At 73.0% G+C, this 12,776-nt stretch carries 7 protein-coding genes; 4 read left to right on the top strand and 3 right to left on the bottom strand.

Going from position 1 to position 12,776, the window contains the following annotated elements; translation table 11 throughout:
- Positions 1–10 precede the first annotated feature (10 nt).
- Together E4198_RS01475 and E4198_RS01470 are read right to left on the bottom strand one after the other, a co-directional pair.
- Positions 11–634, bottom strand: coding sequence for a class I SAM-dependent methyltransferase (locus tag E4198_RS01475; protein WP_136181521.1), 624 nt, complete (start codon positions 632–634; stop codon positions 11–13).
- A gap of 68 nt (positions 635–702) precedes the next feature.
- Complete coding sequence (locus E4198_RS01470; RefSeq protein WP_136181520.1) at positions 703–1,704, bottom strand: NAD-dependent epimerase/dehydratase family protein; 1,002 nt, start codon at positions 1,702–1,704, stop codon at positions 703–705.
- 291 nt (positions 1,705–1,995) lie between these two features.
- Between E4198_RS01470 and E4198_RS01465 the strand changes: the two genes are divergently transcribed.
- Together E4198_RS01465 and E4198_RS01460 are read left to right on the top strand one after the other, a co-directional pair.
- A complete protein-coding gene (locus tag E4198_RS01465; protein WP_136181519.1) occupies positions 1,996–8,232 on the top strand; it encodes a non-ribosomal peptide synthetase in 6,237 nt (2,078 codons plus the stop codon).
- Complete coding sequence (locus tag E4198_RS01460) at positions 8,189–9,232, top strand: AMP-binding protein (protein WP_136181518.1); 1,044 nt, start codon at positions 8,189–8,191, stop codon at positions 9,230–9,232. The genes E4198_RS01465 and E4198_RS01460 overlap by 44 nt, the downstream gene beginning before the upstream one ends.
- Here the strand turns inward: E4198_RS01460 and E4198_RS01455 are convergent.
- Positions 9,210–10,067, bottom strand: coding sequence for a cupin-like domain-containing protein (locus E4198_RS01455; RefSeq protein ID WP_136181517.1), 858 nt, complete (start codon positions 10,065–10,067; stop codon positions 9,210–9,212). The genes E4198_RS01460 and E4198_RS01455 overlap by 23 nt on opposite strands.
- Positions 10,068–10,376: 309 nt before the next feature.
- Here E4198_RS01455 and E4198_RS01450 point away from each other — a divergent pair, with 309 nt between their 5' ends.
- Together E4198_RS01450 and panD are read left to right on the top strand one after the other, a co-directional pair.
- On the top strand, positions 10,377–11,897 hold the full coding sequence (locus E4198_RS01450) for an MFS transporter (RefSeq protein ID WP_136181516.1): 1,521 nt from the start codon (positions 10,377–10,379) through the stop codon (positions 11,895–11,897).
- 366 nt (positions 11,898–12,263) lie between these two features.
- Positions 12,264–12,695, top strand: a complete 432-nt coding sequence (panD, locus tag E4198_RS01445) for an aspartate 1-decarboxylase (protein ID WP_136181515.1) — start codon at positions 12,264–12,266, stop codon at positions 12,693–12,695.
- Positions 12,696–12,776 lie beyond the last annotated feature (81 nt).

Genomic DNA, 12,776 nt, shown 5'->3' with positions numbered 1-12,776 from the left:
GACGAGAGAGTCACCTGCGGGTCATCAGGAAGCACGCCATCTTGGAGTCCACCGGTGGTTCGGCGAGCCGCTCGATCGTGAAGTCCTCGCCGAACAGTTCCTGTTCCTCGCCCGGGCGCAGACCGCTGAGTGCCCTGGAGACCCCGGAATAGCGGAACACGGGCAGGTCCTGGTCGCCCTTGCTGTAGAAACACCACAGCACCACCAGCGTCCCCGGGTGCGAATGGCGCCGGATGTTCGCCGCCATGTCCAGGCGGTCCTGCCCGGTGAGGTCGTCGAGTGTGCCGAAGTCGACGATCAGGTCGTAGGTGCCCTCGACGCCGGGGATGCGGGACGACCTCAGGTCGCCGCGCACGAAACGGCACCGGTCCGTCACGCCGGCCGCTGTCGCGGCCTGCCGCGCCTTGCGCAGCGCTATCGGCGTGAAGTCCACGCCCGTCACCTCGAACCCGTGCTCGGCCAGGTAGACCGAGCAGGTGCCGCTGCCGCAGCCCATGTCCAGCACGGTCTTCTGTTCGTCGGGTGAAAGGCGCTTCTCCACCTCGAGCAGTTGCACGAGGTTCTCGCGTACGCCGCCCTCCCAGGGCGCGCCGATCCGGTACAGCACCTGATACATCCATCGTTTGACACTCACGACGTTCTCCTTCTCTGGGGTTCGGATTGATCCGCCGGTACGGCCGGCTCAACGGGTCGGTGGTCGGCTCAGGCGGCACGGGCCGTCCTCCGCCAGCGCGGGTGGTCGGCGTACCAGCGGGCGGTGCCCTGCAGGCCCTCGTCGAGCGGCACACGGGGACGGTGACCCAGGGCTCGCAGCCGTCCGTCGTCCAACGCGGGGTGTCGCCTCCCCGTCCCGGTGGAGGGGCGGTGGCCGACCATGTCCCAGCCGGCGCCGCAGACGTCCAGAAGACGGGCGGTGAGCTGTCGACCGGTCAGTACCGTGCCGCCGCCGACGTGGTGGACCCGGCCTGCTCGGCCGTGTTCCGCCGCGGTCCGGACACCGGCGCAGAGGTCGGTGACGTGCAGCCACTCGCGGGCGTCGTCCTGCCCCTCCTCAGCGGGCACCCGCGAGCCGCTGAGCAGGTGGCCCAGGACACGGGGCACGTACGCGTCGGGCGACTGCCCGCCGCCGTAGGCATCCGGGCCCCGCGCGACCAGTACGGGCAGGCCGTGCGTGCGGTGGCGGTCGAGAGCCAGTAAGTCACCGGCCGCGGTGGCGGCGGCGTGCGGCGTGCCCGGCCGCAGCGGGGCGTTCTCCGGCCACGGAGCTGTGCCGGCCTCGCCGTACACCCCGGAATGCGACACCCGCACGAAGCGTGGCACCCGGGCCCTCACAGCGGCGTCGAGCAGGGCGCGGACCGCGCTCAGGCGGGCGTCGACGGACGTCGGCTCCGGGGTCCCGGGGTGCCCGTCCGTCGTGCCGGCGGTGAAGTCCACGACCAGATCGTGGCCCGGCACGACGGAGGCCAGCAGGCGAGCGTCGCGCGCGTCGCCGCGGACGAACGAGCAGGCCGGGTCGCGCGCCAGCGACTCGGCGCGCACTTTGCCCGAGTGGGAGGCCGCGGTGTCCAGCACCGTCACCCGCGGGCCACGCTCACCCGCCCCGGAACCACCGCTCGGCCCTGCCTCCGCACCCGGCCACGAGAGCAGCCCGCGGACGTAGTGCCAGCCGGCGAATCCGGCTCCTCCCGCGACCAGTACGCGCATCGTTCACCCTCCGGTCCCGCTCTGCGGCCCCGCTGGGGACGCCGCGTCCCGCCGCCGGGACGGGCGGCCGCACCCGACGGGGGCGAGACGGGCACCCGCCCACCTTCGGCCGGCAGGCGAGCAGCAGGCAGCCTCGAACTGCGCGGCAGTCGGGCGACCTTCCCGGGTGCCCGTTCGGTCACCTCACTCGGGTCTGGGAGGGCGTCCCATGCCCGCCCATCCTTCTCTCGGACGCGTACGGCCGCCTCACGTCGCGACCGTCCGAGACCGTCGAGATTGGGGATCAGCGTCATGACTGTCGGCCTCCCGAACGACACGGGGCTCCGCACCAACGGCTTGCTCAACATCCTCCGTGAGCGCGTCGAGGCGGAACCGGACGCGGCGGCGTTCCGTTTCACCGCTTTCGACGAGGGGGACGGGCACGAGCTGCCGCCCGTGGACCTGACCCGGGTGCGGCTCGACACCCGGGCACGCGCCACGGCGGCCGCCCTTCAACACCACGGGGCGGGCGGGCAGCGCGTCCTCGTGCTGCTTCCACCCGGCGAGGACTTCGTCGCCGGCCAGTTCGGTTGCTACTACGCGGGCTCCTGCGTCGTCGCCTGCGCCCCGCCCAAGGGCGCGCCGGACACGGTGCAGGGTGAACGGTTCGTGCAGGTCGGACTCGACGCCGACGTGGCGGCCGTGCTCTGCCACGGCTCACGGACGGACGAACTGCGCGCCGCCTGGCAGGCGGGCGGCGCACCGGACGTCCCCTGGCTGGCCGTGGACGGGCCGCACGCCGACGCGGCGCTGTGGACGCCGCCCGCCACCCGCGACGACGATCTGGCGCTGATGCAGTACACCTCCGGGTCGACCGGGAACCCCAAGGGCGTCATGGTGTCCTACGCCAACCTGCTGGAACAGCTCCGCGTCTTCCGTGACCTGGCCGAACTTCCCGAGGGCGCCGAGGTCGTCACCTGGATGCCCGTCTATCACGCGCTGGGCATCGCGGGCACGGTGACCATGTCGCAGTTCATCGGCGGCCGCTGCACCCTGCTCGCGCCTGAGGACTTCGTCGCCGAACCCTTCCGGTGGCTCAAGGCGATCTCCGACGCCACCGCACCCGTCTTCAGCTGCGGACCGAACTTCGCCTACGACCGATGCGTCGAGCGCGTCACCCGAGAGCAGCGCGAGCAGCTCGACCTCGACCGCTGGCACTCGGCATTCAACGCAGCCGAACGCGTCCAGCGACGCACCGTCGACGCGTTCACCGAGACCTTCGGCCCGCACGGCTTCCGCCCCGAGGCATGGTTCCCCGGCTACGGCCTCACCGAGGTGACCCTCGGCATCTGCGGCCGCCGCGGCGCCGACCCCCTGACGCTCACCGTGGACGCCGCCGCCCTGGAACAGGGCAAGGCCCAGCAGGCCCCCCAAGGGGCCGGCCGCACCCTGGAACTCGTGAGCTGCGGTCCTGCGCACGACCGTCTCCAAATGCTCGTCGTCGACCCCGCGACCCGCGCCGAATGCGGCCCCGGCGAGGTCGGCGAGATATGGGTCCGCGGCGACGTCGTCAACCAGGGCTACTGGCAGCGCCCGGAGCAGACCGAGGAGACCTTCGAAGGACGCCTCGCCGACGGCGGCGGGCCCTACCTGCGCACCGGCGACCTCGCTTTCCGCCACGACGAGGACATCGTCGTGTGCGGACGGCTGAAAGAACTCGTCATCATCCGCGGCCGCAACATCCACCCGCAGGACGTGGAGGCCGCCGCGCGCCGCGCCCACCCCGCGCTCGCCGCCGCCCCCGGCGCGGCGTTCTCCGTGGACGCGGAAGAGGGCGAACGCCTCGTCGTGGTGCAGGGAGTTGAACAGACCGACAGTGGGCCCGACCTGGCCGAGCTGAGTCGCCTCGTCCGCACCCGGATCACCGCCGAACAGGAGGTCGAACCGCACACCGTGCTGTTCGTCCGGCCCGACCTCGTCCCCACCACCGGCAGCGGCAAGATCCGCCGCACCACCTGCCGGCAGTCCTTCCTCGACGGGGAGATCGACGCCCTGCACAGCGACTCCCCGCGCGGCCGACCCGCGCCGACGGACGACGGCACCCGACACGTACCCGAAAAGGCCGGGGAGACCGAACGAGCCGAGGCGGCCGAAGCGCGTGCCGCCGCACCGCTGCGCGACATGGCACTCGCCCTCGCTCCCGAACTGCGCGCCCAGGTCGTCACCGCGGAGGTGCGCCGCCGCATCGGCGCCGCGCTCGCCGTCGCCCCGGACGACGTGCCCGAGGACACTCCGCTGATCGCGCTGGGGCTGGAGTCGCTGCGTATCGTGGAGCTGCGCTACAGCCTTGGCCGTGACTTCGACCTCACCCTTCCCATGGCCGACTTCGTCCGCGGCAGCGTCTCGGACGTGGTCACGCGCATCCTGACCAGCCTGCGCGGGGACGGGGCGGAGGGCATCGATTGGCCCGAACTGGTCTCCGACCCCGCCAACCGGCACGAACCGTTCCCGTTGACCGAGATCCAGCACGGCTATCTCGTCGGCCGCAGCAGCGCCTACGACCTGGGCGGGTCCTCCATCCACCTCTACACCGAGTACGACTGCCCCGACCTGGACGTGCACCGCCTTCGAACCGCCCTCAACGCCCTGGTGAACCGGCAGGAGATGCTCCGTGCCGTCGTCTCCGCCGAGGGGCACCAGCGCATCCTCCCCGACGTGGGGGAGGTGCCCCTCACCGAATACGATCTGCGCGGAGCCGGCGTGGAGGACCTCGACACGCATCTGGAGCGGGTCCGCGACGAACTGGGCCACCAGATCCTGCCGCTGGACCAGTGGCCGATGTTCGACGTCCGCGTCACCTGGATCGGCGACGGCCACGGGGACCGCCGCGCCCGCGTCCACGTCAGCCTGGACCTGCTCGTCGCCGACGTCGCCAGCGTCCGCCTGTTCTTCCTGGAACTCGGCGATCTGTACGCCGACCCGGAGGCCGAACTCCCACCGCTGACCGTGTCGTTCCGCGACTACGTGATCGCCGCGCGCGGTCTGCGCGACACCGAGGCGTACGCCCGGTCGAAGGCCTACTGGCAGGATCGCGTCCACACGCTGCCGCCCAACCCGCAACTGCCCGTCGCCCGCACCGGCCTTCCCCCGGAGGCCCGCCCGGAACGCCGGCGCCGCATCTCCCGGCTCGACGCCGAGCGCTGGGCCCGCGTCAAGGAACGGGCGAGCGCCCGGGGCATCACGCCATCCGCCGTCCAGCTCGCCGCCTACGCCACCGTGCTCGGCGCCTGGAGCCGCACCAGCCACTTCACCATCGACGTGCCGCTGTTCAACCGGCACCCGCTGCATCCCGACATCGACCTGATCATCGGCGACTTCACCTCCGTCACGCTGCTGGAGGTCGACCTGCGGCCCGGCGGCGGCTTCCTCGCCCTCGCGGACCGCATCCAGCACCAGCTCTGGCGCGACCTGGACCACAGGTTCTTCAGCGGCGTCGAGATGATGCGGGAGATCGCCCGCGAGCGCGGCGTGTCCGCCGGGGCCTACGCCGGCATCGTCTTCGCCAGCGCCCGCGAGCAGGGCCGCGACCAGGACTTCAGCCAGGGCGACCTCGGTGCCGACTGGCTCGGCGAGACCGTGCACGCTGTCTCGCAGACCCCTCAGGTACTCCTCGACCACCAGGTGTACGAGGACCGCGGCGCGCTCACCTACAAGTGGGACGCCGTGGAGGCGATGTTCCCGCCCGGCGTCATGGACGACATGTTCGCCGCCTACGACCGCCTGGTCCACGCCCTCGCCGACGACGAGGCCGCCTGGGACGCCGACACGGTCGATGTCCTGCCCGACGCGCACCGCGAGATCGCCGACCGGGCCAACGACACCGCCGGGGACCTGCCCGACGAACTGCTGTGCACCGCCGTCGCCCGGCACGCCGCCGAGCACCCCGAGCACACCGCCGTCATCGCCGGCGGGCGCACCCTCGGCTACGGAGAGCTGTACCAGCACGCCTGCCGGATCGGCCGCACGCTACGCGAGGCCGGCGCCGTCCCCGGCACGCTGGTCGCCGTCGAACTCGGCAAGAGCGTCGAGCAGATCGTCGCGGTCCTCGCCGTCCACCTGTCCGGTGCCGCCTACCTGCCGCTCGACCCCGACCTGCCGGTCGAGCGCCGAAGCAGGCTGCTCACCCACTCGGGCGCCCGCCTGATCCTCACCCCAACCGCCGGAACCTCCCACCCGATCGCGGAGGGAACGACCGAGATTCCCGTCGACCTGGACGACACGACCGGCGACAGCACGCCGCTGCCCACTGTGCAGCGGCCCGACGACCTCGCCTACGTCCTCTACACCTCAGGTTCCACCGGAGAACCCAAAGGCGTCGCCCAGTCCCACCGGGCCGTGCTCAACACCGTCGCCGACTTCGCCGACCGCTCCGCGCTCACTCACCAGGACCGGGCCCTCGCGCTCTCCGCCCTCAGCTTCGATCTCTCGGCCGGAGACCTCTTCGCCGTGCTGCGCAGCGGCGGCGCGCTCGTCCTGCCCGAGCCCGGGGCCGTCAAGGATCCGGCTCGCTGGCTGGAGTTGATGGCCGAGCACGGCGTCACCGTGTGGAACTCCGTGCCTGCCCTGATGCGGATGCTGCTGGAACACCTCGGCAACCCGGACGGCGACGGACAGCCGGCCCACGCGGGCCTGTCGGCGCTGCGCCTGGTCTGGTTCTCCGGCGACTGGATCCCGCTGGACCTGCCCGGGCGCGTGCGCGCGGCCGCACCGCGCGCGCGTGTGGTGGCCTCCGGCGGCCCCACCGAGACCGCCATCTGGTGCGTGGCCCACGACGTCACCGAGGACGACCGGGAGGTGATCCCGTACGGACTGCCGATGCGCAACCACACCATCGACATCCTCGACGACCGCATGCAGCCCTGCCCGCTCTGGGTGACCGGTGAGATGTACATCGGCGGCAGCGGGCTCGCCGACGGCTACTGGCGCGACCACGAGCGCACCGCAGCGTCCTTCGTCGTCCACCCCCGTACCGGACGTCGCCTCTACCGCTCCGGCGACCTCGGCCGGCGGCTCCCCAACGGTGAGATCGAGATACTCGGCCGCGAGGACCACCAGGTGAAGATCCGCGGCCACCGCATCGAACCCGGCGAGATCGAGGCGGCACTGCTGCGCCACGACGCAGTGCGCGCCGCTGCCGTCACCCCCGTCGGCGACACCCCCGAGAGTCTCCGCCTCGCGGCCGTCGTCGTCCCCGCACGCCGTGGCCAAGCGGCGGACCCGTCGCGGGGGGAGCCCGACGGCTCGGACGACGACCTGCATGACCTGGCCCTGGGCGACGTCCTCAGCGACCCGCTGGAACGCCTGGCGTTCAAGGCCCGCCGGCCCGGCCTGCGCACCGACCTCGACGGCATCGCGCACACCCTGCCCGCCCCCGACCGGACAGCCCCGGAAGACGCGCCACCGGTCCGCCGCAGCCGCCGCAACTACGACACCCGCGTACTGCCGCAGTCCACCCTCGGCCGCCTGCTCGAACCGCTGTGCGCCGCCCACGACGGCGGCGGCGCCCTGCCGCGGCACCGTTACGCCTCAGCAGGCGCGCTCTACCCGGTCCAGACGTACCTGCACGTCACCGAGGGGCGCGTGGAGGGACTGCCCGGCGGCACCTATTACCACGACCCCGACGGGCACCGACTGGTGGAGATCCGGCCCGGTGCCGCACTCGACGCCGCCGTCCACGCCCCGGAGAACCGGCAGACTCACCACCGCGCCGCCTTCACCGTCCTCCTCGTCGCCCATCGCGGTGCGGTCGAGCCGCTGTACGGCAAACGGGCCCGCGACTTCACCCTCCTCGAGGCCGGGCTGATGACCCAGCTCCTGGACGACCACGCCACCGCTTGCGGTATCGGGCTCTGCCAGGTCGGCTTCGTCCGGGACACCGCGGAACTACGCGACGCCCTCGCCCTGGACGACTCCGCCGAGATCCTGCACGGCATGCTCGGCGGCGCCCTCACCGACGAGGACGCAGAGCCGACTCCGGCTTCCGGTCCCGAACCGCTCGCCGACGCTTTGCCCCGGCATCTCACCGCTGCTCTGCCCGACTACATGGTCCCCACCACGTTCGTCGAGATCCCCGAACTCCCGCTCACCGCCCGCGGGAAGCTCGACCGGGCCGCGCTGCGGCGGATCGCCGAGGAGGCCGCCGCGCAGCACACCGAGGACGGTCCGGCGGACGGCGGCGCCGAGAACGACACCGAGGCGAGGATCCTCACCGTCTTCCGCGCCGCCCTGAAGGAAGGCACCCGGGTCACCGTCCGGGACCGCTTTTTCGACATGGGCGCGGACTCCATCGTCGTCGTCCGTATCCACCGCATCCTGCAGAGGGAACTCGGCCGCGAGTTCCCTCTGATGACGATGTTCGAGCACCCGACGATCCGCAGCCTCGCCGAGCACTTGACCGGCGCGGCGACCGGCCCCGACATCGTCGACGACGCGTTGGAACGGGCCCGTGCCCGCGCCCGGCACCGTCGGCCCGCCCGCCGCCGCGGCTGAGGGCGGCCCGGTGCACGCCCTCAGCGAAGCCCCGCTGGACCGCGTCCCCGAACTGGCCGCGCGGGCCCACGGCGACCTGCTTCTCGGCAGCGACGTCCGCTGGACCACCGGTGCCGGGCTGGTGGACACCGTGGCGGGCTTCGCCGCGGCGGTGAACCGTCACGCAGGGCGGCTCGCCGCGGCCGGCGTCCGCCCCGGCGACGTGGTCGCCGTACTGCGGCGGAATCACGTCGACCTTCAGGCCCAGCTCTACGGCACGCTCCGCGCGGGCGCTGTGCCGGCGCTGCTCCCCGCGCGGCTGCCGCGCCGGGGGGTCATGCACTGCCTCACCCTGCTCGGCCGCCCGCACCTGCTCCTGGACGTGGAGGGTGTCAACCGCCTCCACGACGCGGAGGACGGGGTGCGCGCCCTGTGCGCCACGGTGCACACCCTCGGCCCGATCGACGATTCGACGGCCGTCTGGGCACCACCCCTCCCCGACGACTGCCCCGGCAGGCTTGCCACGGGGACCGGACACCACCGCGGTGTGATCCTCCACGACCCGAGCAGTGGCCGCCCAAGGCTGCTGCCCGCCGCGGACCTGCGGGCGCGCGCCCGCGCACTCGCGAGACCGTCACCGGAGGGAACCGCGTTCGTTCACCTCGACTTCGGCCGGGCGCACGCCTGCGCCACCGTGCTGGCCGCACTCCAGCAGGGCGGGCCGCTGCTCGCCGTGACCCGCACCGAACGCCCGCTGGTGGACGCTCTGCTGCGGGAACATCGGCCGGTGACGGTGGAGGCGCCCGCCGCCGTCCTCGCCGCCTGGCGACCCCTCGCCTCGGCCCCCACCAGGCCGTTCGCCTCGGTGCGACGGTTCGTCGCCAGCACCGGCCGGCTCGATCCGCCCACGGTGCGTGCCCTGCTCGACGGGTCATCCGCAGCCGACGCGGTGTGCGTGCAGCGAGAGGCCGCCTCGCCGCACGCACACCGCCCGCCGTTCACGACGTACCGGTCGGCCTGAGGAAGTAGGCGACCACCGGATCCCGGTCGCCGCCGGCCCGCAGATGCGCCGCGAACCGATCCTCGTGGGTGCGGTGCGCGAAGTTCCAGGTCAGCGACACGCTGTCGTCCAGCGCGACGGCCGTGTGGTACCAGCCGGCCGGGATGAAGATGGCATCGCCCGGCGCGAGCACCTCGTCGAGCGTGGGTACCGCGTCCTTCCACCGGGGGAAGCGTTTTTCGTCCGGCGCGTCCGGATCGACCACGCCGTCCCCGTCGGACAGCAGCGCGCCCTGGTCCGGGGCGTACATGACGAACCGCTTCCGACCGGTGACCTGGCACAGGCAGGCGTCGCTGGCCCACGGGTCGACGTGCAACCGCGTACGCCCCCCGCGGCCGCACACGAACAGGCCGCGGGCGGGGAAGGGGTCGCGCGAGGCGTCCACCGGCCCGGCCGTGGGCGGGAACACGTAGTCCGTGCGCGGCAGCCAGGACGGCATCGTCCACTCGTCGGCCAGCTCGGTGAACGCCGCGTCCGCCTCCATCATCTGTTCCTCGCTCTGCCGGGTGAACCAGCGCAGATACGGCGGAACGCCCTCCACTGCCGCGCCGGTGTGCTCCTCCACGTACTCGGCGAAGGTGGCCACTTCCTCCAGCGCGAAGAGCGTGTCGAACAGTGTCACCTCGTGCTCCCCGAACCGCCGGGCCAGTTCCTCCAGCGGCCAGGGCGGCGGCTTCCGCCACCCGTCGAGCGCACCGCGCACCACGACCGGCCGTCCCGGCCCGAGGTGGTCGGACAGGAATACCTCCGCATCCAGCGACTCGACGACGTGAGAGGGGGACTGGGAGTAGGTCATGGCGCGCCTCCGTCCGGTTTCCGGGCAGGCCGGGGCGGACCCGGCGGGATGCCGAGTAAGTGTCCGCCGGCCGTTTCCGCGAGCCCGCCCGCGACAGCGTAGGAGCGGGCACGGCCCGGCACCGTGGCCCGGGAGCCGGTCATTTCTCCCGGCCCGTCGGGCACCGCGCGGTACCGCCCGCGCGGTGCCCGACCGGGCACCGCCAACGGCCGCCCGCCCGGCGACTGCACCACGCGCCCACGCCCGCCTAGGGTCGCCGCGGCGCGGTGACGGCCCCGCCACACCCGCATCGAGAGGCAGGCCGGACTCATGGACGGCAGGGGACGGACCTGGGCGTTCGCAGCACTGTGCGCCGCCCAGTTCATGTCGATGCTCGACCTCACCGTGGTCAACCTCGCTCTGCCCAGCATCCGCCGGGACTTCGACGCGGGCGTCTCCGAACTCCAGTGGGTCGTCGGCTCCTACGTCCTCGCCTTCGCCTGCCTGCTGCTGACCGGCGGTTCGCTCGGTGACCGGTTCGGCCGCAAACGGGTCTTCCTGACGGGGCTGGCCGTCTTCACCGCCGGTTCCCTGGTGAGCGGGGCGGCGCCCAACCTCGCCGCGCTCGTCGCCGGCCGGGTGGGTCAGGGGATCGGTGCGGCCCTGTTCGTGCCCGCTACCCTCGCCATCCTCACCCAGCTCTACCCCGAACCCGGCGAACGCGCCCGCGCCATCGGGCTGTGGGCCGGGGTCTCGGCCGTCGCCCTTCCCCTCGGGCCGGTCCTCGGCGGCGTGCTGGTGGACCGGTTCGGCTGGCCCAGCGTGTTCCTGCTCAACGGCCCGGTCGGAGCGGCCGCACTCGCCGCCTCCTGGCGGTCGCTGGCCGAAACCCCCTTGGTGCGGCGCAGGTTCGACCTGCCCGGCCAGCTTCTCGGCATCGGCTGGCTGGGGTGCCTGACGTACACCCTGATCGAGGCCGAGCAGGCGGGCTGGTCCTCCCTGCCCATCGCGGGGCTGCTCGGCGCCGCGGCGCTGCTGCTGCTGGGGTTCCTCACCGCCGAACACCGGGCCGTCCAGCCGATGCTGCCGCTCAGCCTCTTCCGCAACCGTCGCTTCGCCGCATGCAACGCCGTGCTCTTCGCGGGCGCGTTCGGACTGCTCAGTTCGTTCCTTTTCCTGTCGCTCTTCCTCCAGCAGGTACAGGAGTACCCGCCGTTCCAGGCCGGGCTGCGCATGCTGCCACTGCTGCTCCCGGCCGCGGCGGCCGCACCGGTGGCCGGAAGGCTCGCGGCGCGCTACGGCCCGGCCCTCCCCATGACCGTCGGGCAGGCGGCCACCGGGACCGCCCTGCTGGCGCTCACCGCGATCGGCGCCGACACGCCGTACGCCCTGTGGGCATTCGCACTCGTGCCGCTGGGTGCGGGCGTCGGCCTGACCATGACGCCCACCAACGCGGCGCTCATGGGCAGTGTGCCGCCCGAGAAGGCCGGCATCGCCTCCGCCACCTCGATGGTGAGCCAGCAGGTGGGCAACGTCCTCGGCGTGGCCGTGATCGGCGCCGTCGTCGCAGCCGGCTTCTCCAGCGCGCTCACCGAACGCGCCGCGGGACTCGGCCTGTCCGCCGCGAACACCCGGCAACTCGTCCACGACGCGGTGGAAGGCAGCCTCGGCACCGGCCCCTCGGCCGACGGCGCCCGCGGCGAGGCCGTCGACGACTCCTTCACCGCGGGCGTCCACCGAGGGTTCGCCGTGAGCGGGGCCGCCTACCTGACCGGCGCGGCCCTCACCGTGATCTTCGTCGCGGAACCGCGAGGGGCGCGCTCCCGCCGCGAGCGGCTCGCCGCCGAGTGAGCCCTGCCGGGCGGCGCCCCGGCGCGGATCGCGTCGACGGGTCGCTCCGGGCGGAATGCGTACGCCTCGCCTTCGTGTGACGCACCGCAACACCCCGGCCAGCCGTCCCGGCACACCGTCACAGCTCCCGGCACGTCCCCGCCCGTCTCCCCGCACCACCCGCCGCGTGAGGTCCGCACCCCGCAGCGCCGTTCGGCCACCCTCCCGGTACCCGAACGGTCACCCCGCCGGTGCCAGTGCAGCCACGACCGCCGTACCACCTCGCCCGGTGAGCGAACGGACGGGCCGAAGGGGGTGCGACCACCACCCGCGCCCTCGGCATCCTCACGTTGTGGCAGACCCTTCCCAACCTCTCGGGGCGAGACCATGAAGCACCGGACCATGCTCAAGTCCAAGATCCACCGCGCAACCGTCACCCAGGCCGACCTCCACTACGTCGGCTCGCTCACCATCGACACCGACCTCATGAAGGCGGCAGACCTGCTGCCCGGTGAACTCGTCCACGTCGTCGACATCGACAACGGGGCACGCCTGGAGACCTACGTGATCGAGGGCGAGCCGGGAAGCGGCGTCATCGGCATCAACGGCGCGGCCGCCCGGCTCGTCCACACCGGTGACCTCGTCATCATCATCGCCTACGCCCAGGTCACCGACGACGAGGTCGACGGTCACCGGCCGCAGGTGGTGTTCGTCGACGGCGAGAACCGGCAGGTCGGGACGGGCCACGACCCGGCGCAGCCGCAGCCGGAGGACCACCTGCCCACCGGCCACACCCCGAACGGCACACCCGGCACCTGACCCGCGTTCCACCCGTCACCCGCTGCCCTGCCGCACCCGCCCGCCCCCACCGAGAGCACCGCTGCACGGGCGAGGGCGTCG

Origin of the sequence: Streptomyces sp. RKND-216, from assembly GCF_004795255.1 — a bacterium.
GTDB lineage: Bacteria > Actinomycetota > Actinomycetes > Streptomycetales > Streptomycetaceae > Streptomyces > Streptomyces hazeniae.
Note: the sequence above shows the minus strand (reverse complement) of the source record. Positions and strands in the feature narration are given on the sequence as shown.